The organism is Flagellimonas sp. CMM7, assembly GCF_021390195.1.
GTDB lineage: Bacteria > Bacteroidota > Bacteroidia > Flavobacteriales > Flavobacteriaceae > Flagellimonas.
This window is the reverse complement of sequence record NZ_CP090003.1, coordinates 3,074,730-3,096,922: the sequence shown is the minus strand read 5'-3', so window position 1 is coordinate 3,096,922 and position 22,193 is coordinate 3,074,730. Positions and strand designations below refer to the sequence as shown.

The 22,193-nt window shown below is 37.9% G+C and carries 14 protein-coding genes and 2 pseudogenes; 3 read left to right on the top strand and 13 right to left on the bottom strand.

Going from position 1 to position 22,193, the window contains the following annotated elements:
- Positions 1-3 precede the first annotated feature (3 nt).
- The 3 genes and pseudogenes from fucP (at position 4) to LV704_RS13900 (ending at position 2,736) form a co-directional block, all read left to right on the top strand.
- Positions 4-1,308: an L-fucose:H+ symporter permease gene (gene fucP, locus LV704_RS13910; RefSeq protein ID WP_163423159.1), complete on the top strand. Its 1,305-nt coding sequence runs from the start codon at positions 4-6 to the stop codon at positions 1,306-1,308.
- 51 nt (positions 1,309-1,359) lie between these two features.
- Positions 1,360-2,512: pseudogene (locus tag LV704_RS13905) on the top strand (alpha-hydroxy-acid oxidizing protein).
- Positions 2,509-2,736, top strand: a complete 228-nt coding sequence (locus tag LV704_RS13900; RefSeq protein WP_205597893.1) for a hypothetical protein — start codon at positions 2,509-2,511, stop codon at positions 2,734-2,736. Before LV704_RS13905 ends, LV704_RS13900 begins: the two are co-directional and overlap by 4 nt.
- 391 nt (positions 2,737-3,127) lie before the next feature.
- Here the strand turns inward: LV704_RS13900 and LV704_RS13895 are convergent, their stop codons facing one another.
- The 13 genes and pseudogenes from LV704_RS13895 to LV704_RS13835 form a co-directional block, all read right to left on the bottom strand.
- On the bottom strand, positions 3,128-4,576 hold the full coding sequence (locus tag LV704_RS13895) for a sulfatase-like hydrolase/transferase (RefSeq protein WP_163423160.1): 1,449 nt from the start codon (positions 4,574-4,576) through the stop codon (positions 3,128-3,130).
- Positions 4,577-4,619: 43 nt separating this feature from the next.
- Positions 4,620-6,158, bottom strand: coding sequence for a sulfatase (locus tag LV704_RS13890; protein WP_163423161.1), 1,539 nt, complete (start codon positions 6,156-6,158; stop codon positions 4,620-4,622).
- 3 nt (positions 6,159-6,161) lie between these two features.
- Complete coding sequence (locus LV704_RS13885) at positions 6,162-7,826, bottom strand: sulfatase-like hydrolase/transferase (protein WP_163423162.1); 1,665 nt, start codon at positions 7,824-7,826, stop codon at positions 6,162-6,164.
- 247 nt (positions 7,827-8,073) lie between these two features.
- Positions 8,074-8,802 (bottom strand): annotated as a pseudogene (locus LV704_RS13880) (sulfatase-like hydrolase/transferase).
- Between the two features lie 107 nt (positions 8,803-8,909).
- A complete protein-coding gene (locus tag LV704_RS13875) occupies positions 8,910-10,466 on the bottom strand; it encodes an arylsulfatase (RefSeq protein WP_233782048.1) in 1,557 nt (518 codons plus the stop codon).
- 1 nt (position 10,467) lies between these two features.
- On the bottom strand, positions 10,468-12,180 hold the full coding sequence (locus LV704_RS13870; RefSeq protein ID WP_163423165.1) for an alpha-L-fucosidase: 1,713 nt from the start codon (positions 12,178-12,180) through the stop codon (positions 10,468-10,470).
- A 494-nt stretch (positions 12,181-12,674) separates the two neighbouring features.
- Entirely contained in the window at positions 12,675-14,186 is a 1,512-nt protein-coding gene (locus tag LV704_RS13865) for a sulfatase-like hydrolase/transferase (RefSeq protein ID WP_163423166.1), read from the bottom strand.
- Between the two features lie 22 nt (positions 14,187-14,208).
- Positions 14,209-15,633, bottom strand: coding sequence for a sulfatase (locus LV704_RS13860; protein ID WP_233782047.1), 1,425 nt, complete (start codon positions 15,631-15,633; stop codon positions 14,209-14,211).
- Positions 15,630-16,319: an SGNH/GDSL hydrolase family protein gene (locus LV704_RS13855; protein WP_163423167.1), complete on the bottom strand. Its 690-nt coding sequence runs from the start codon at positions 16,317-16,319 to the stop codon at positions 15,630-15,632. Before LV704_RS13855 ends, LV704_RS13860 begins: the two co-directional genes overlap by 4 nt.
- A 66-nt stretch (positions 16,320-16,385) precedes the next feature.
- Positions 16,386-17,705: a sulfatase-like hydrolase/transferase gene (locus tag LV704_RS13850; protein WP_163423168.1), complete on the bottom strand. Its 1,320-nt coding sequence runs from the start codon at positions 17,703-17,705 to the stop codon at positions 16,386-16,388.
- Positions 17,706-17,716: 11 nt separating this feature from the next.
- Positions 17,717-19,282, bottom strand: coding sequence for an arylsulfatase (locus LV704_RS13845; protein WP_163423169.1), 1,566 nt, complete (start codon positions 19,280-19,282; stop codon positions 17,717-17,719).
- 92 nt (positions 19,283-19,374) lie between these two features.
- A complete protein-coding gene (locus LV704_RS13840; RefSeq protein WP_163423170.1) occupies positions 19,375-20,772 on the bottom strand; it encodes an alpha-L-fucosidase in 1,398 nt (465 codons plus the stop codon).
- A gap of 14 nt (positions 20,773-20,786) precedes the next feature.
- Positions 20,787-22,190 (bottom strand): sulfatase-like hydrolase/transferase, encoded by a 1,404-nt coding sequence (locus LV704_RS13835; protein ID WP_163423171.1) that lies wholly within the window; start codon positions 22,188-22,190, stop codon positions 20,787-20,789.
- Between the last annotated feature and the right edge of the window lie 3 nt (positions 22,191-22,193).

The window sequence follows — 22,193 nt, the reverse complement described above, 5'->3', positions numbered from 1 at the left end:
GTTATGGATAAACTAAAAAAAAAACCTGTCGTATCCAAAGAGGCGGTGATTCCCTTTGTAGTAATCACTTCTTTGTTCGCTTTATGGGGTTTTGCAAATGATATCACAAACCCAATGGTTGCAGCCTTTGGAACGGTCATGGAAATCTCAACAGCCAAGGCGGCACTGGTACAATTTGCATTTTATGGCGGTTATGCCACAATGGCCATCCCGGCAGCATTGTTCGTCAGAAAATATAGTTATAAGAAAGGTATTCTATTTGGTCTGGCCCTTTATGCCACCGGCGCTTTATTGTTTTTCCCGGCGGCCAAGTATGAAATCTTCGAATTCTTTTTGGGTTCGTTATATATTCTGACTTTCGGTTTGGCTTTTTTGGAAACCACTGCCAACCCTTACATATTGTCCATGGGGGATGAAAAAACCGCTACCAGACGTTTGAATTTGGCGCAGGCGTTCAACCCGATAGGCTCCCTTTTGGGAATGTTCGTTGCCTCGAAATTTGTGCTGACCCTTTTGGACTCCGACATAAGAAACGATGCCGGTGAATTGATATTCAATACTCTATCAGAAGCGCAAAAGGCCGTAATCAGAACCCATGACCTTGAAATCATCAGAAATCCATACCTTATTCTTGGCGGGGTGGTAATCCTGATGTTCATTATTATTGCATTTACCAAAATGCCCAAAAGGAAAACATATGGGAAGCAAAATTCTGCCATGGATTCTTTTGCACGTTTGATAAAAAACGTAAAGTACAGGGAAGGTGTCCTTGCGCAATTGTTCTATGTAGCTGCACAAATCATGTGTTGGACGTTTATCATTCAGTACGCAAACAATCTTGGTATTTCCAAAGCGACCGCCCAAAACTACAATATTGCTGCTATGGCCATTTTCTTATCCAGTAGGTTTATAAGTACATATTTGATGAAGTACATAGATTCCAGAAAGTTATTGACACTGTTTGCGGTTTGTGCAATACTGAGCACATCATGTGTCATTTGGATTGAGGGTGTTGTAGGTCTTTATTTCCTTATTGCCACTTCGGCTTTTATGTCATTAATGTTTCCCACAATATATGGTATTGCACTTGATGGCCTTAGCGAAGAGGACTCTAAACTTGGCGCCGCGGGCCTGGTGATGGCCATTGTGGGGGGCGCACTGATGCCCGTGTTGCAAGGATTGATTATCGATATGGAAACCATCGGTTCTTTTGCGGCCGTCAACATTTCTTTTATGTTGCCTTGTCTCTGTTTTTTAATCATTGCCATTTATGGATACAGAACTTGGAAAATTCATACCCTTCAATAAAAAGTATAACGTTACAAATGAAGTTTTACCAATCAATATAGTCGACAGTTGATGGAAAAACCCAGAATTAACTCCAAACATCCCTCAATTGAAGATTTGAGATCAAAAGCAAAAAAGAGAATCCCAAAATTTGCTTTTGAGTATTTGGATGGAGGCTGTAATGAAGACATCAACCTCCATAAGAACACCAAGGAAATTGGGGATATTGAATTGTTGCCCTACTACTTAAGCGAACATACCAAGTTAAGTACAAGCGCTGAATTGTTTGGCCATCGATACGATGCTCCTTTTGGGATAGCCCCTGTTGGACTGCAAGGTTTGATGTGGCCCAATTCCTCAGAGATTTTGGCCAAGGCTGCATTTGAACAAAATATTCCTTTTATTTTAAATACAGTATCCACCAGTAGCATTGAAGGCATTGCAGAGATTACGGAAGGCAAAGCCTGGTTTCAATTGTATCATCCAACTGAAAATAGGTTAAGGGACGATATCATCAAAAGGGCAGAGGCAGCTGAATGCCCCGTTTTGGTCAATCTTTGTGATGTTTCAACCTTTGGATTCCGACCAAGTGATATCAGAAACGGACTGGCAATGCCCCCGAAGATGCCACTTGGTAACATTTTACAGGTTTTGACCAGACCCGCTGGGCTTTGAACACATTAAAATATGGCCAGCCCGCTTTTGAGACCTTGACCCCATACATGCCCAAAGGATTGGACTTAAAGCAACTGGGTAAATTCATGGACCAGACCTTTTCGGGTAGGCTCAATGAGGAAAAGATAAAACCCATACGGGATATGTGGAAGGGCAAGTTGGTACTCAAGGGCGTAGCCAACGAGGTAGATGCCGAAAAGGCCATCGCCTTAGGTTTGGACGGTGTTATTATCTCTAACCATGGGGCAGGCAATTGGATGCGGGAGAATCTTCCATAAAACCACTGACAAGAATTGCGGCCAAATACGCAAAGGAAATCAAGATAATGATGGATAGTGATCTAAGATCGAGACCGGATATTGCAAGGGCCTTAGCAGCGGGAGCCAAATTCACTTTCTTAGGACGTTCCTTTATGTATGGTGTTTCCACCCTGGACAAATCGGGAAGCCATCATACCATTTCAATGTTAAAACAGCAATTGCAACAGGTCATGGAACAGATTTGTTGTGAACGGGTCCAAGACTTTCCAAATCATTTGTTGAGCCAATGATAGTAGCTAACAGGTTCTATAATGAATGGATAATCAATTTTCTTATTGTGAAATCACCAGATAGAACTACTATGATCCTAATGCACCCTAGAGATCAGATTATCAACATCATCAGCCGAATCTACAGCAGGGGTATGACCACCACCTCAGGAGGGAATATCTCCATCTTGGACGATGATGGGATATCTGGGTCACGCCCTCTGCCATCGACTAAGGTTCCTTAAGAACTTCAGATATCATATGCATCAAAAAGGACGGAACAATTGTTGGAAGGCACAAACCTTGTTCACAACTCCCATTCCACAAGGCTATCTATGAAATGTACCCAGTGTTAAGTTAGGTGTACTGTGTCGTATAAGTCTTGGTGATTTTTGTTCCGGGCGATGCAAAAAATAAGTGCATAGCCTAAGCTACGTAAGTATTTTTTAAAGAAGAACGGGGCAAAAAGGACGAGGCTTGGTGCGGCTAAAGTATGCTTAACTTAACACTAGATATAAATCCATAATTCATGTAAAATCTAGTGCTGTATATGTGCGAAACATGAACAAATGGTGCCTATTAATGACCATCAAGTTGAAGAACTAAGGAAAAAGTTATTTATAAAATAATAAGGAACTACTTTTTCCATATTTCACTTTTTGCTGTAATTTCCACATCCCATGCTTGCTGGGGATTTGGGCTGTATTTCGGATCACTGTCCTTCTCAGGAAAACTTTCCGCTACCTTAAGAAGTTGTTGGTAGTTTTCTTCCCGTTCGCCTATGTACAAACTATCGATTATGTTATTTTTTTCAAGAGGATCTTTTTGTAAATCATAAAAACTTTCAGGTTGACGCTTTGAATCAATCCAAAGCTTATACCTTTCATTTCTAATCACTCGATCTCTATAGCGATATTGATTTTCCACTCCCTTTTCAGTAAGCTTAGCATAATTACCTCCTCCCATACCAAGTATCCATTTTCTTTGGGAGCTACCGCCATGCAACAACGCCTTCTTAAAAGAATGCCCGTCAATTTGATGTGTTGTATTTCCTAATTGCACCTCTTTTGCAGGAGTACCTCCAGACACATCTATAAAGGTAGGATAAAAATCGCTGAAATCTATAAGTGCCTCAGAAACAGCATTTGAAGCTACGGTTCCCGGCCAACTGGCTATAAAAGGTTCACAGATACCGGGCTCTTCTGTAAAACCTTTTCTTCCTTTTATTTTATGCCCATTTCTTAATCCACTTATTTTACCTGTGGTACCATTATCTGTAGTCCAAATAATCAACGTGTTATCTCTTATACCAGCTTCGTCTATAGCCTTTACAATTTCACCTGTTATGATATCGGTGTATTTAAGCATGGCTTTATGCTTGCCCAATTTTGTGGTTGCAGAATCTAACGGTGTGTTTACCAAAGGCGTATGTGTTAATACCATGGGGTAATAGACAAACATGGGCTCATCTTTATTGTCTTTAATAAAATCGATAATAAAATCCTTAAATACATCTGGTCCAAATTCTCCCTCGTAAGTCTTGCTTCCTGCTTTAGTAAAGAGATATGGGTCTTGGTATCGTTCCGCACTGGCAGGAACACCTGCTTCGTAGCCTGTCCACATACAATATTCATCAAAGCCTGCTTTAGTAAGTGCATCGGGTTCGACACGAAAATCATCAATTTGCCATTTTCCAGCAATACAGGTCTTGTACCCCGCTTTTTTCATTTCGTTGGTAATCGAAGGATTCAGGGTTTCATCAAAATGAGCGCCTCCTCCCCAACGTGGGACATCCCAATGGTTCACCCAACCATGCCTGAAAGGATATTGTCCAGTAAGAAACGTAACTCGGGTAGGTGTGCACTGCGGCATGGAATACACATTCTGGAACAACGTACCACTTTTGGCAAGTGCATCAATATTAGGCGTTACCGCTTCTTCAGCACCATAGGCACTTACCCATTCTTTTCCTAAATCATCAACCAAAATGAAAATAATATTGGGTAGTACGTTTTCAAGATTATCGGGTTCACTGGAAGTGCAATTTATCAAGACCAAAAGACAGAAGAGTTTTACTGCTTTCATAAATAATAATACAGATTAAAGGTTTTAGAAAGGTTATTTTATATTACTCTTTTGAGGTTTGTCCAATTTTTCTTGATGTAAACTCTTGTTCAAATTCGTTTACTACATCGGTATAATCTACATTTTTAGCAAGGTTTATAGTTTCTAAAGGATCATTCCCATAATCATAAAGTTCGGTTGTAATAAGACTTCCTTGTCTTTCACCCTTGTAATAATCCATATTCATCCATTTTACATAGCGATACCTTTCACTCCTTAAAGTATAACCCATTTTAGAAGTACCTCTGGTATACTGAGCCATGGCTGAATGCCTCACCGAAGTAGTGGAATCTTTCATTACCAAAACCAAGCTTTTACCAGAAAGGTGCTTTGGAATATCTAAATTAGCCAAATGACAAAGTGTTGGAAAGATGTCCACAAATTCGACTGGAGCATTGGTACTATTAGATGTAAATCCATCTGGTGAGGAGATAATCATTGGCGAGCGAACGGCTTGTTCAAAATTAGTATGCTTAGTCCATAAGCCATGGTCTCCTAGATGAAACCCATGGTCGCCCAAAAGGCAAATAATAGTATTATCTTTAATATCCAATTCATCCAATTTATCCAATAACCTACCAATCTGTGCATCTACATAACTTACTGTAGCCATGTAGCCATGGATAAGCTCCTTTTGTTTATCTATATCAAGTGGTCCTAATAAAGGTATATCGCTATAGGCTGCAATTTCTCCCAACTGCTCACCCTTGTATGCTAGTTGAGGACCATTTATAGATTTTTTTTGAAAGGGCGCTACGACAATATCTTTACGATTGTACAAGTCCCAATATTTTTTTGGTGCCACAAACGGTAAATGGGGTTTTGCAAAACCTACCGATAAGAAAAAAGGTTTATCGGACTTTGCCAACTGCTCCATGATAGTTAAAGCCGCAGTAGTATTTGCTCCATCTTTATAGGTGTCATCAGGTACATCCATACACTCAGAAGAAGGTCTACACATAGGCCCTCCAAGTCTAGCAATCGCTTTATTTCTTTTATACCCCGCACTAAAAGTCTGACTTTCAACTAGCTTTTCAGCCTTTTCCCATGCTATCTTCACTTCAGGATTTGCGTAATCAACAGCTTTTGCTTTATGATAGGGTATAGACCAAGAGGGCTTATCCATATATTTCCCATTATCTACGCAACGGGAGTCAAATGTCTTACCGATTCCCGTAGTTGAATACCCCTGTTGCTTGAAATACTGAGGTAGCGTTAAAATATCGGAATTTACATCGCGCATTTTGGTCTCCAAATTCCATACTTTAGTTTCATCAGGATACATCCCGGTCATCAAACTCGCTCTCGAAGGGCCACAAAGTGCCATTTGACAAGATGTATTTAAAAACACAGTTCCGCTTTTAGCCAGCCTATCTATATTAGGTGTCTTTATTAATGTGTCTCCATAGCTGCCCAGCATAGGTTTTAGGTCATCTATGGGTATAAACAACACATTGTATTTTTTCTGCTGGGCGCATGATTGGCTTAAACCAAATATTCCTATTGCAAAAAGTAGGGATACTATTATTTTATACAATTTCATATATTAGATTTTAACAATTATAACTTCACAACTGGCAATATGGTGTCCATCAAATGACATGGTTTGTATATTGGTAGTACCCTTAGTCAAAGCTACTATTTGTCCTTCTTGATTTACCTTAGCCACCTCGGGATTACTTGACCACCAATAGACCGTTTTCTCAGTAACATTAGTAGGAACAAAATCAATGTTCAATTTACTTGTTTCTTCCAGCTTTAGGGATAAAATAGTATCGGATAATGAGATGTCTTTTAGTGCAACTATAGGAGTCAACAAAAGAGGAAAGTCTAGTTCTTTAGTACGATATAAAACTTCAGAATCCTTAAGGATTCCGACCAATTCCTCAGGAATTTTATTTAGACGCCTTGGGTTGTCTAAAGCAGTATTAGAAGCATAAATGACCGGCATTTTATAATCCAGCAAGTAATCTTCCTGCTGGGCTATCCATACACTTAATTTCCTATTAAGATCTCCTTTAACTTCCTGACAAACCGTATCTTTTGCAAGGTTATTTAACTGATAGGGGTCATTGACCGTATCGTACAATTCCTCAGCAGGGGCATTGAACTTTAGAGCTGCTCTCTTAATGAATTTATTGATGTTCTCATCATCTCCGTAATTGCCAATAGAGTTGAAATTCCGGATGTAAGCGAACGTTTCACTTCTTATAAGTCGCGTAGGGAAAATGTATGGAATAAGTTGGTTCTGGTGATTGGCTACTCCATAGACATATTTTTGGTGTCTGTCTGTTGTACCTTGCAGAAGCTCTTTAAAGCTCTTCACATCTAGGTAAGATGGAATATCCGCTCCGGCTATATCGAAAAATGTAGGAAGTACATCGGTATAATGTACCACGGCCTCTGTACTCATATCGGGAGGAATGACTCCTGGCCATCGGACAATAAACGGCACGTTTAATCCAGCGTCCGTCACGGTGAATTTACCTGATGCCCCATGATCTGAAGAATATACAAATAGGGTACTGCTAGACAGCGAAGCGTCTGAATCCACCATATCAGGCACCCAACCCGGCATTTCGTTATCCTTCTTTATGTTTTCGTAGTAGCCCATCTTTCTTCCCAAGTCGACCTTCTTGTCATTTTTCTCGTTATGGGGGTGCACCACAATATCTTCTGGCTTGTAGGACGTTTCTTCTGATTTTGGATAGGGGCCATGAGGATAGTGAGATGTGATAAAAAGACAGAAAGGTTTGGTGACCGTCATTAAGAAGTTTTCAATGGAATCAATGGGTATGGCTTTGTCCATGTCAAATCCCCCGCACGGCTCATCTTCATAATAACTGTCCCTTTCATAAACCGATTGAGGCTTAACGTGTAGCTTTCCGGCAATTACCACTTCATATCCAGCATCGCCCAATAAATCAGTGACTGACAGTAAACCTTTTTTAGAGCCTACATGATTGATAAATGTACCATTCTTCAAAGGGTACAAGCCGGTGAATAATTGGGATCGGCAGGGCGCACAAATGGCCTGTCCGGTAAATGCGCTATTAAATTTCAACCCTTGTGAGGCAAGCTTATCCACATTGGGGGTATGGACGTTTGGATTACCATAAGTACCATAATCTAGTTTATCTTGGTCATCTGCAAGATAGAAAATGAAGTTAGGCTTATTCAGATTTTCCTCACTCTTTTTTTGATATGCCATACATGCCAACAAGCTTGAAAAAAGAGTTAGTAAAAAAATTACACGTACACGATTCATAATTTTTATTCTTATTGAATTTTGTTAAAACATTGCCTTCAAAGTATATTCAAGTTCATTAACTTTTATGCTCCTAAATCTATTTCCAATCCTTCTGAGGTTTGTTCCCATAATATTTTTTATCTGCACCAAGAACACTAACTCCTTTTATTTCATCTACCTTTTTCTTTGATAGATTTCATTAAACGACCTATCTTTTCATCCATTGCCGTAATACAACCATAATAATGTTGGGTTTTATCCGAAAGATGTGAATATAATCCTCTCCTGCTACAACCGGTGTGTGCAGTGTATGAAACCAAATGACCGATAAAAAAGGAATATTGTCTTTAAAGCTTTTTTCTATAAATGGAATGGAATGGTCCATAATAACCTTAGAGTCATCACCCTCTAAATTAGTGGTTTGAGGAATACCTTGCTCATTCCAATATCTACTACCGTAAAACTCACCTTGAGGTTTCTTTCCAACACCACCAGCCACAGGTTTAGGTACAATCATAGGATCCCATGTAGGGACTTTTGCTTCGGTAGAAAAACAAACATCAAAACCATTTTCCCATGGTGGACTATAATCTTCAGCGAACTTATGCTTGCCTCCGCGATTGGAATCTAAACTATCTTTAGCAAGTGTTCCCAGATGCCATTTCCCAAAATGTCCTGTGACATAACCCTTTTCTTTTAACACCTCTGCAATAGTAATTTCCTGAGATAACATATGCCCTAAGTTTGCTGTTTTAATACGCATTCAGTGTGGATTCCTATCAGTAATTCAGCTTGCTCTTGTAGGAGAACAAACTGGAGCAGCAGCATAAAAGCGATTAAAAACAACGCCCTTTTTTGCCATATGATCTATATGAGGCGTTCTAATAGAGTCGTTATTATTATATCCTACATCTCCCCAGCCTAAATCATCTGCCATAATTTAGGATAATGTTAGTACTAGTATCTTTATCTTGGCTGATTACACAACTACAGAAAAATAAAGTTATCACTATTAAGGAAAATGTTTTATTCATTTTAAAAAATTTAATATTTAGAAGAATTTTTTAATTTAACCGACCTATTTGTTGTACGATAGGCATTCATTAAATCTCTTAATTCTTCAATTTTACTAGGTTGTTCTTCATAAAGATTTACCCTTTGTTCGGGGTCTTTTACCATATTAAATAGAAGTCCATCGGTATCAAAATCGATATAACCTGTAAGTGCTTTGAATGATTCGGGCAAGGCTCTATGTCCGCCTGTCGAATCATTGATATACAACCAATCACCTTTTCTAATGCCCCAAATAGATGCAAATGTATTGTGAATAGTAGCCTCTCTGATGGGCGATTTGTATACTTTCCCTTTAATTACAGGTGTAAAATCATAGCTATCTGGGGCAGCATTTTCTGGTAATTCTGTATCTGTTACACTTGCCAATGTTGCCATAACATCTACTTGAGAAATCACCTCATTGGAAGTAGAATTGGCTTTTATTTGTCTCGGCCATTTGATTATAAACGGAACATGATGACCACCTTCCCAAACATCGCGTTTTAAGCCACGAAAATTACCCATGCTAAAGTGTCCATATTTTTCTGCCCGCTCCCAGGCATAATGTTCTGTGCCATTGTCGGAACTAAAAATAACAAGGGTATTTTCTTCTAACCCCTTTTCTTTTAGTGCTTTTAACACCTGTCCCACTACCCAGTCGGTCTGAACCATAAAATCTCCATAAGCTCCAGCCTGCGAAATGCCGTCAAATTCGTCATTGGGGATGATAGGTGCATGAGGAGAGGGCAAAGCAAAGTAGAGGAAGAAAGGTTGCTTTTTATCTTGGGCTTTTATCCAATCTACGGTTTTATTGGCAAGAGTGGGTAGCACTTCATAGGGATTCCAGTTTTTTACCTTTGGACCGGGTCTAAATTCCCATTTACCTTCTTTTACTTTATGGCCAAGTGTTTTACCTGTCATAAATTCGGTTGGTGGCTCAACCACCTTGTTATTTTCAATCCAAGCATAAGGAGGAAAATTGATGGTGCCATCTCCAAAGTAGTAGTCAAAGCCTCTATCCAAAGGTCCTCCGGCAATGGACTTGCTCCAATCAACGTCAGTTGCACCATATACTTTAATAGTGTCGTTTCTTCGTATGATTTCTTCTGAAGGTAAATTTTTAAATTTCCAATTCCAACCCAAATGCCACTTACCAATGCAAGCTGTATGATAGCCTTTTGTTTTCAATATTTGTCGTAAGGTAATATCAGAATCCTTAAAAAAAGGCGCGCCAAAAGACTGGACAATACCATGCTGTCTGCGCCAATGATAGGTTCCAGTAAGCAAAGCAAATCGGCTTGGAGAACAAATACCAGAAGAGCTATGTGCATCGGTAAAACGCATACCTTCTGAAGCTAGTTTATCCAGATTGACCGTTGGGATTTTGGAATTTGAATTTTGACAATTCAAATCACCATAACCCATATCATCAGCATAAATAATTACAATATTGGGGAGATGGCTTCCTTTTTTCGAACAACAATAAAATAAAACGGACAATAATGCCAAAATAAATATTCTACTAATTACCATTAATTTACTTTTCATCTTAATCCTTTATTAACTCTAATGTCTTAATTTTCACAAATACCTGTTTTGTTTTCCAATACCAGTCGGTAGGTCGGATGGTATAATTGTAAATACCTGCTTTATCAAATTTTATTTTCCCAATAGATTGTTTTATAAATTTATCTTTCTCTAAAGAATCAACTACTGGAACAGTAAGTTTATTATCATTTATCTTGATCCAATAAGACGTATTTTGAACCGTATCGCTCTTTGTTTGATGAGCAAACAATTCGAAAGTACCTGGTGAAGCAACTTCAAAAGATCCATTGACCCAAGCACGTCGAGTATCATAAACCTTCAAAATAGAATCATGCTCTGTAAAAGAAGAAAATCGATTATCAATTATATTCATCTCTTTGGATGAGATGGTAATAACTCCCTTATCGTCTTCGGTAGGAAGAAAGTTTTTAACCTCTGGTTTACCTTGCGTTTCTATAACCACAATAGAGTTGATAGAATCTGGTAGATTTTTTGGTAAAACAACAGTCAAGCAATCTTTCTTTTCTTCAAAGTCAAGTAATGTTTTAGTAGGGTCGGCTAATAGCCATACTTTTTTCACCTCGCTTTGTAATCTGTTTATATTTAACGAATCTTTTGTCCAATCAAAAAGATGTACGAATAGCTTGTTATCTTTTGTGGTACATATATAAGGTGAACCATAAAAAGGGTTTTCGCTTGTGCCATAAATTGCTTCTCCGTTTATTGTTAACCACGCTCCTACTTGTGCAAATGCAGCTAAGTCGTTTTCATTCATTTTTCCTGTTGGGGACGGCCCTGTATTGAGTAGGAAATTACCTCCTCGTGATACAATGGTACTCAATTCTTGAATCATCTCTTTTGCTGGACGTGTTTCTTGCATTGGTATACGCCAGCCCCATCCGCCATTGGAAGTCATACAAGTTTCCCAGGGTTCATTAAAAGGATTTTGAGGCACTCTATTATCGGGCATGGACCAAAAATCACCCGTGGCATCATCTAACCTTCCACCTATTAATGCTCCAGGAGCTAACTCTTTTACTAACGCTCTGAATTCATGGGCTTCTTCATCCGAAATATGAAGCGGTGTATCAAACCAAATAACTGATACGTCACTATACTTTGTTAGCAGTTCTCTCATCTGTGGTAATGCCTTTTCGTCCATATATTTTTTGAAAGGCAGGTTGATTTTTTCTTCATAGCTTAGGTTTACTACGCCGCCTTGTGGATGATCCCAATCCTGATAGTGGGAATAGTAGAAACCAAATTTCATGTCGTGCCTTCTACAGGCTTCTACCAACTCGTCAAGAGGGTCACGCCCTGCTTTTCCAAAAGGTGTAGCATCAATATCAAAGCTGTCCGCAGGAGAGCTATAAATGGCAAAACCATCATGGTGTTTGGTGGTAATGGTAATCCATTTCATTCCTGAAGATTTTGCCGCTTGCACCCAGGTATCTGCATTAAACTCCGTAGGATTAAATTGATTGGCTAATGCTCGATATTCCTCATCAGGAACTTTGCGTCCATAACGAAACCACTCTTGCTTTCCAGTTACCGAATAGAGTCCCCAATGGATGAACATCCCAAATCGAGCATCCTGATACCAATTCAAAGTTTCCGATGGAACGGCATTTAATTGGTTTGGCTCAAGGTCTTTTTTCTGAACGGTGGTACAACAGGATAGTAGCAATATCAGAAGTATTGATAGGTTTCTCATAGGTTACATCAGTTAGAATTACTTTATTTTAGTTTTTTTAATTTAGAATTAATTTCATCATTAAAAGGTTTAAACTCTTTCCATTTAACTCCAATTATATTTAGAATATTCTTGGTGTGGGGTGCTAAATGCTTCTTTCTGTACGCTTTTTTATCAGCTTCAGATAGCTTTTCTTTTTTTATTTTTTTGCCATTTCTCTTGCTGCTTTTAATTGTTCTAATTTGGCTTCATAAATGGCTTCTTTTTTAGTGTTTTCTAACTTAAAAAGGTTATTGCTTCAGAAGCAAACAACTACGCTCTTTTTTCTACTAAACTTTGTGCAGAAACCATTCCTGTTAAAAAAACAACTGTGATTAGAATTACTTTTTTCATTTTTGTTAATTTAATTATTGCTATTTATTATTATTTTTTAGAATTGAAGTCTTTATAATCTTTCGTAGATAATCTATATCGAATTACTTATTATAATTTAAAACATTGTTTGTTCAAACAAACTAGTTCTCATCAACAAAACCTCTTTTTTCTCGTTCCTCTTTTGCCATTTCCCTAAGATGTTCAACAATTTCAGGTTTCACTCTGTCTTTCCATGCTGGCAATACAGCTACTCCCCATTGTGGTTTGCTTAAGTCTGCTTTATCGTTTTCCTCAAGCATTTTTTGCGCCAAAAGATTTTCCATGTCTTTTAATTGGTTGGCGTATGTAGGATTGCCTGCTAAATTATTGATCTCAAATGGGTCATTTTTTAGATCAAAAAGTTGTGTAGTAACTTTATCACCTACATTATATTTGATAATCTTCCATTGGTTGTTGCGAGCTGCTCGTTGAAAGTTTTTATACACAAAAAAACTACTATTTCGAACGGAAGATTCCTTTCCCTGTACCACCTTCCATAAGCTCTTCCCTTGTACAGTTTCAGGTACATCGGCTCCGGTTACAGCACAAAAAGTGGGGTATAAATCAGATAAATAACTTAACGCTTCTCTTTGCTCTCCTTTTGGCACTCCGGGCCCCGCAAAGATTAAGGGAACGCCTACGCTGTGCTCATACAGATTTTGCTTACCCATTAAGCCATGCTGTCCAACGGCTAACCCATTGTCTCCTGCAAAGACGATTAGTGTGTTTTCCGCCAAACCCTTTTCTTCTAATGTTTGCAGAATACGTCCGATTTGTTCATCTAAATGTGTGATCATAGCGTAGTACGCCGCGATGTTGGCTTTTACTTCTTTTTCTGTTCTAGGATATCCTGCAAGCCATTCGTCTCGTATATCCAACTCTCCATTATCAAAAGGATGTTGTGGCATGTAATTAGGTGGCAGGGTAATGCTGTCCACATCATACATATCTAAGTATTTTTTGGGCATTTCTCTAGGATCATGTGGTGCCTGAAAGGCTACATACATAAAGAAAGGGTTTTCGTTGCTGTAATTTTCCAAGAAATTTACCGCTGCATCAGCATAAAGCTCAGAAGAATGTACTGGCGATAATTCATTTTGATGAGACTTATCATAGTGCTCTTCCATATTGTACTCGTAGGTAGGAACGTTATACTGGCTATGCATACCCCCAAAAAATATTTTAGAACCATCCCCAAAACTTCTATTGAATGCTGGGCGACCATTATGCCATTTACCAATATGAAATGTATTATAATCTACGCTGGAAAGTGTTTTAGGCAGCGTAACATGACTTGTATCTATAGAGTGCCCAGTTGGATCAATATTAAAAAGGGTTCTGCCGGTCATTAACATGGCTCTACTTGGTGCACATACAGCGCCCACCATAGATCCCATTACATAGGTATTATCAAAAGAAGTCCCTCCCTTTACTAATTTGTCGAGGTTTGGTGTTATTACTTGATCATTTCCCAATGCTCTTATGGTATGTCCTCTTTGATCATCGGCGAATAGGAAAAGAATATTAGTTGGTGGTTGTTTTTGTTGTTCTTTGTTGTTGCCTGTACATCCGGTTATATTGATAATAAGCAATAGTAAGAAAAGGTGTTTCATAATTATTTTAGTTTATACAATTCTATTTTTTTATTGATATTCTGTCTTTTAACTGATCCTTTACAGGAACAATAGTGCCTTTATGATCTTCTACAATACGGTGGATTTCCTCTATAACATTAGGGTATTGTTCAGCTATATTATAACGTTCGTTAGGATCTTCATCAACATTAAATAACAAGGGGGTGTCGTGTATAGTTTTTTCCCCTCTTACAGGTCTAGTTATATAGTGTAACTTAAATGCCCCTTTTCTTGCCGCATATACTGTGGTATTCCTGTAGAACAACATATCCTCTCTTGGCGATCTTTTTCCTTCAAGAAGTACTGGAGATAGATCTAAACCATCTATTTGTCGATCTTCTGGAAGGTTTGCTCCTACTATATTACTTACCGTAGTGAATACATCTAATGTAGAACCTATATCGGTTACTAGAGCAGGTTCTATCTTATCTGGCCACCAGAAAATAGCTGGCACTCGCACGCCTCCTTCCCATGTCGTAAATTTACCTTCCTTTAATGGGCCAGCAGACCCACTATGGCTTTTAAAAGAAACCCAAGGGCCGTTATCGGAGGTAAAAACAATTAAGGTATTTTGGTCTAGTCCAGTTTCTTTTAGAGCTTCCATAATTTCACCCATCCCATAATCGATCTCTTCAACCACGTCTCCATATAGTCCCCTTTTGGAAGAGCCATTAAACTCCTTTGATGCGAATAGCGGAACATGGGGCAAACTATGGGCTAAATAAAGAAAAAAGGGATGCGCTTTATTTTCCTTGATAAATTTCACCGCCTCTTCGTTATAACGTTTGGTAATGGTTGTTTGATCTACAGGTCTTTCTATCTCTTTAGTATCTCGTAAAAGTGGCACATTAAAATATTCTGATTTTGGCGAAAAAAACCGCTCTTCTCTAGTCAACCCTTCAACTTCTACTTTGTTCATATCATTACTGTAAGGGATGCCAAAATAGGAGTCAAACCCATGGTTAGTTGGCAAGAACTGTGCTCTATGCCCTAAATGCCATTTGCCAATAGCAGATGTAACATAACCCATAGCCTTACATTGTTCTGCTATAGTAATTTCATTTTGGGGTAAGCCGCCTTTAGAATCAGGAAAAAGCACCCTTCTGCCATCACTACACATACCACTTCTTATAGGATAACGACCAGTTAACAAAGCAGCTCGACTTGGTGTGCATACAGATGCTGCCACATAAAAATTGGTCCACTTTTGACCTTCATGTGCTAACTCGTCCAAATTTGGAGTATGTATCGTAGGACTGCCAAAGGCAGAAATATCTCCATATCCTAAATCGTCTGCAAAGACAATAATGATATTTGGAAGTGCCGGTTTAACCAATTCTTTCTCAGAATCATTAGTCTTACAGGCTATAAGAAACACCAGCATTATGGCGAAACACTTTAAATACCATTTTTTTCGATTCTTCATAAGTATTTTTTTATTTCTTCAGTTACTTTTTGAGCAATATTTTGAGATCCCAGCTTGTTAAAGTGCACATTATTAGTAAGCTGCCATGATTTCATGTTTGGTTTAACATAAGTATTTAAATTATTTATTGGAATATTAAATTTCGCCATGATTTTTAGTGCAGCTGTATTGTATTTTACAGTCTGGTCTGCATGTCGTAAAGGTCCGTCAGGAAGATCGGGGAAAGGTGTAATGGTTCCAAAAACAAGTTGTGCACGTGTTTTTTTGAGTTTCTTTACAATCTTTTTAAGCTGTTTTTTATACGTTTTAAGATCTGCCTGTTGTGGATGTTTCGGGTTTGTGCTGTTCTTGCCCGTTATTGGATCTACATGTTTTAAATCATGCAATCCAAAATTAAAATGAATCACGTCCCATTTAGGTTGAATCTTGAGCCATCGATGTAAATTTTTAACACCATTGGTAGTCCCCTGGCAATTTTCTGCTTTCCCATCTTTTTTTATAGGACGGTACACATTAGCTTTACCCTCTAAGGCTTTTCGAACAAAACCAGTATAACCAATAGATATGGAATCCCCTAAAATTAATACATTTGGTAACTTTGTTGTTGAAAATGCCCATAATCTAGTTGACAAGAATAAACTTCCTGTTCCTAGTATAATATTTCCTATAAAATCTCTACGCTTCATTAAAAAAATAAATCAAATTATATGTCAAGCATTATTATTCAATTAACTTTAAAACTTATCTTTCAGCTATTTTGGCGCCGGTTTATCCTCAAGAAACTTGTAAAAACGTTTCTTGGCCTCCAGAACTTCTATGTCTTGGGAATCTGTTACTTCTATATACTTATTACTCCATGGGTTTCGATAGTCTCCACAATCAAAAAAACGACCATCGCCTTCCAATAACCATCTTTTATCCCGAACTAGTCTATCTTTCCCTAGATAAGAGAAGATAAATTCTCGCTCATTATAATTATTATCCCTAAGAAGTGGAAGAAAACTGCGTCCATCATGTATATAATCCTTAGGCATATCAATACCTGCTATATCAATTAATGTTGGAAAAATATCTGAGAAATCAACCAATTCTTGTTTCATCCCCTGATGCTCTACCACTCCGGGCCAATAGACTATTAGAGGTTCTCTTACTCCAATTTCTTTTGATTTTCCTTTGCCTCTACGTGCCGTACCATTATCTGCAGTTACTATAATGGCTGTATCTTCAAATTGTCCAGACGTTTTTAATGCATCTACAATGTTTCCAATTATTTTATCGGCATATTTTACATAGAATTTAAAGTTTTTCTTTTTGTTTGTTGGTCCTTGTTTACCTCCATCTCCATTAACATTCTCGGGCGTTGGGTAAAAAGGATCGTGCGTAAGTATCATAGGATAATACACAAAGAATGATTTATCGGATTTCTTTTTTATAAAATCAATAAGGAAAGATGAATGAATATCTGGACCATAATCTTGATTTGTTGTAGGCATATACTCTCCATTCTGCACTATAGAAGGATACCAATAACGCGCCATATACTTATAATTGTAAGCATTGGGATTTAAACCATCATACCCCTCATGCACCACACCTTTCGGTAGCATCTTCTTATATGCCCAAAGTGAGTATTCATCAAAACCATATGTTGGAGGCTTTCCTGGCAATTGCCACTTTCCTGCTATTGCGGTTCTATATCCGGCTTCCTGAAGTAGTTGTGCAAAAATCATATTTTCATCAGGCAATGGTATTCTCTTTTTAAACTCCCTTCTATTGTGGTACCATCCTGTTCGAAAACCATACCGTCCTGTCATTATTAATGCCCGGGAAGGTGAACAAATAGGAGCCGACCAACATGTTGCGAAACTTGTACCTTTTGATGCAAGTTGGTCCATTACAGGTGTTTTATGTTCTGTATTACCATAAACGCCTATTTCATCCGCAGAGCAATCGTCAATGAGTACTAAAAGAATATTAGGTTTTCTCATAGTCTCTTGACCTACTACTGGAAGAAAAACCATTAAGGCAAACACCATAATGCATATCTTATACACTAATTTTATTATTCTCATTTTACATTCTTTTAATTAAGCAACAACCATCTATGTTTTTGTATCGTTTTAAAATCTACCTTCACATTATTATTTAAAACCTTCTTTTTATAGCTTGTTCCATTATCCACTATTACCCTAAGCTCTTCGGTTAATTCCTCAACAAGCTCAGCATAATTTTGAGCTACATTTTCAGTTTCTGATATATCCTTTTCTAAATTATATAGTGCTACTTTGGCAAGTTCACCCCTAGAAGATTTAAGGTCTTTTCCTGGTATCCTAAATACCAATTTTCCCTTTCTGTATGCAAACTCTCCATTCCTCGAATGGTTTACCATAGTTTTTTGTTTAGGGTCTGCACCTTCATCTTTTAAAAGATTGAGAAAACTGAAACTATCTTCTGCTTTTTCTACATTAACCTGATTATCGGATACCAGTTCATGAATGGTTGCATAAAAATCTGTCTGGAAAATAATTGCTGAATTCTCGATACCAGAAGTTATTTTTTCAGACCAATAGGCAATCATGGGTACTCTATGTCCTCCTTCCCATATGTTACCTTTATACCCTCTATAAGAACCACTAGGATAATGTCCTGCTTCTATTAATTTTTTCCAACCGGTATAAGGCGTGTGTCCATTATCCGCAGTAAAAATAATGAGCGTATTTTCTGAAATATTAGCTGCTTTTACCGCTTCAATAATTTGACCTAAAGACCAGTCTGGTTCCATTACAAAATCAGCCACTGGCGCAATACTGCTTTTACCAAGGAATTGCTTACTGGATGAAACCGGTTCATGAGGTGAAGTAATAGAAAAGTAAAGAAAAAATGGATTGTCTTTTTTAGCTTCCTCTGAAATGAAGTCTACTGCTTTTTTAGTAATATCTAATAATATCTGATCGAATTGCCATTCGGGAGCCATTTGGTATCCATCAAAAATTTTAGACGTAAAACGTGCAGAGACATTCGTCTTTAAATCCAATTTTGAAGTGGGTTGAATGAGTATTTTGTTATTTTCTATGAAAGTAAAGGAAGGAAAGTTGGGTACATCAGTACAAAAATAATAATCGAATCCATGGTCTAATGGTCCTCCTGATAATTCTTGATCAAAATACCATACAGAATCCTTTAAGATATGTTTTTTCTCCTCCCAGGTACTGGGTTGTTCTCCCACCCAATTCCATCCTAAGTGCCACTTCCCAATGCAAGCCGTATGATAACCTTCAGATTGTAAATATTCTAGTAAAGTAGTCCTTTCCGTTTTTATAAGTGGAGGTTCGTAAGGTGCTAATACCCATTCTTGAAGGGGTGTTCTCCAATTATATCGTCCTGTTAACAAAGAATATCGAGAAGGGGAGCACACTCCTGATTTGCTATATGCATCATTAAAACTCATGCCCCCTTGCACTAACTTATCTAAATAAAGCGTTGGAATCTTATTATCTGGGTAATGTGCTTGGATATAACCTACTCCAAAGTCATCAGCCAATATGATGATAATATTGGGGTTGGCCTTCTCTTCTTTAGTAGTACAAGAAGACAAAGGACACAAAGATAGAATCCATAACACACAAAATTCATACTTTATAAACTTCACTTTTACACCTATTTAATTAAGATTAGTCATTCTTATGAGTTAACAGATTTTTCATTTTATTTCAAATTATACTTGCCAATCGAAGCCGACAATTATTTCAAAAAAATTTCCACTACTGGTATTTCTACAGGTGGTTTGGCAATCGGCAAGATCAAATCCACATCATTATTTTGTTTTTTACCATTTAAATAAAAGGTCATATAATTAGGCTTTCTTGTTTCCTGAACTAAAATCTCAGAGGCATCATGAAGAAACTGTACATACTCAATTTTTCCTTTCATGTCTTTTAATGTCACTTTTTGCAAAGGATATTCGAAAAAATGAATATAGAGACGGTTGGTAGTTGGGTTGTATGTAAGCACCGCGTTATCTGGTGCTTTAAATTCCTTTGGTGCTTCAGTACAGCCGTAAATGGATTCTGAATTATATTTCATCCAGTCTCCCATTTGCACCAAAGCATCCTCTGCACGATAGTCAATTTCTCCTCTACCAGTAGGCCCTACATTGAGCAAAAGATTACCACCTTTACTCACCGACTCGATGAGAAGCCCTAACAATTGACGGTTGTTTTTCCAGGTCATTTCATCGCGATAATAGCCCCATGAACCACTAAATGTCTGACAAGTTTCCCAAGGGATTTTCTTGCCATTGCGTCTTGGCCATTCTTCTACTTTGAATTGTTCTGGTGTGGTAAAATCCCAGCCTCCCTCATAGTCTACAATATCCAATCGGTCGTTTATGATAATTTCCGGCTGTAGCTTTCTCACTAGTTTTACTAACTCCACCGACCCCCAATCGTCTTTATCTTTTCCAGTTTCTCCAGGGAAAGAAAAATCGAGCCAAAGGATATCTAATTTGCCATAGTTGGTTAGTATTTCAGTCACCTGGTTTTTCATGTACTCTCGATACTTAGCCATATCACGATCTTTATTGAGTGCTTTGTAGGCTTTAATATCATTAACATCAATAGGCCTAAGTGGATGTCTGTTATCGATAGTGTATTCTGGATGGTTCCAGTCTATTACGGAATAATAGAATCCTATTTTCAAACCCTCTTCACGGAACGCATCTACAAATTCTTTGAGTGCATCTTTTCCGTATGGAGTGTTCGTTACTTTAAATTCAGTTAATTTAGAATCAAATAAGGTAAAGCCTTCATGATGCTTAGAAGTAATTACTGCATATTTCATCCCTGCTGCTTTAGCAAGTTTAGCCCACTCCTTTGGATTATATAAATCTGGGTTGAAATGGTCAAAATACTTTTGATAATCTTCACTATTGATACGATCTCTCTTTTGCAAATGCTCATGCCGTGCTGCAAGAGAATATGTACCCCAATGAATGAACATTCCAAAGCGATCGTTTCTCCACCATGCAAGGCGTTCTTCTTTTTCCTCTTTAGTTTCATCCCATATTTTTTTCTCTTGCGCAGTAGTACTAATTAAAAAAAAGCACAAAAGACAAATGGTAAGTATTTTATAATTCCTCATTATTAAAGATGGTTCTAGTTTTCTTTTTTTGATACTTCTGCATTAACGCCTTTCAGGTATTCTATCAAGTAATTTTTAAGTAATTTGGTTTTATCTGGCAGCATACTAACAAGATTTTGTGTTTCTCCAATATCCTTATCAAGATCAAATAATTCTGTTTTTTTAATTTCCCAGGGACCTGACCAGGTAAGTACCAGTTTATAATTACCTAGCCTAAGTGCAGATTGCTTCTTTTTTATAGGACGATGGAAAATTAGCCCATGTTCTGGTCTCTCATTTATTTCAGCTTCGGGTAACTTGAATACATTTACAATACTCCTGCCGTCTATATCCTTTGGAAGTTTATCTCTACCGCCAACCAATTCATAAAACGTAGGTAACAGATCATATAAAGCGATGGGTGCTCTACAGACTGATCCGGAACGAATATCAGGGCCAGAAACCATAAAGGGGACTCTAATGCCACCTTCATATAATTGCCCCTTATAACCTCTTAAAGGATAATTTCGACCTCGTACAGTTTTATTTACTGTAGCCAAAACATTATCATACCGTCTTTCTCCGCCGTTATCCGATGATAAGCAAATGTAAGTCTCACCAGTAATGCCCAAGCGATCAACTGCCTCAATTATTTTACCTATCGCAGTATCTAGATCTTCTAACATGGGTGCAACTCCCCAATGGACTTTACGATTGGGCATACCCTTCTTCTTATATTTATCCATTGTAGCCTGTAAAGCCTGATGAGCGGTATGAAGGGCATAGTAATTAACTTGTAAGTAAAAAGGCTGCTTATCTTTAACTTGTTGTTCTATAAAAGATATTGCCCGATTGGTAACAGATAAAGTCCGTTTCGGATCATCATCTGGGGTACAAATATAATTTTGTTTGTATTGTGCCTTACCCATATTTCGATGATAAAACGTTCCTGTTACATTACCTGTATTTGGACCATCGCTTTCATCATAACCCAAGGCTTTTGGATTTATTTCTTTATTTTGATTTTTCCAAGTACCAGACATTACTTCTCCCCATTTACCAAAGAGTGCACACTTATAATTGGGGTTTATTTTTTTAAGGTACTCTGGGATAGCTTGATGTCCCTTACCGCTAAAATCCCCCAAGAATTCTGTCCCTCGCTGTCTTGCAGGTGTCATTCCATATTGAATACTGCGTCGTGTAGGTGTGCACATTGGTGCGGGTGCATAGGCCTCGGTAAACACCATACCCTTACTTGCCAGTTTATCTATATTAGGTGTTTCAAAATAGTTAGAATAGGCCTCCTTTTGTAATGTATCTAGTGGTGTAGATACATCTGCCCAACCCTGATCATCGGTTAGAATGAATATAATATTTTGAGCATATCCAATTGTTTGTAAGGATAGCACACAACAGACTATATAAAACGTTCTCTTCACCTT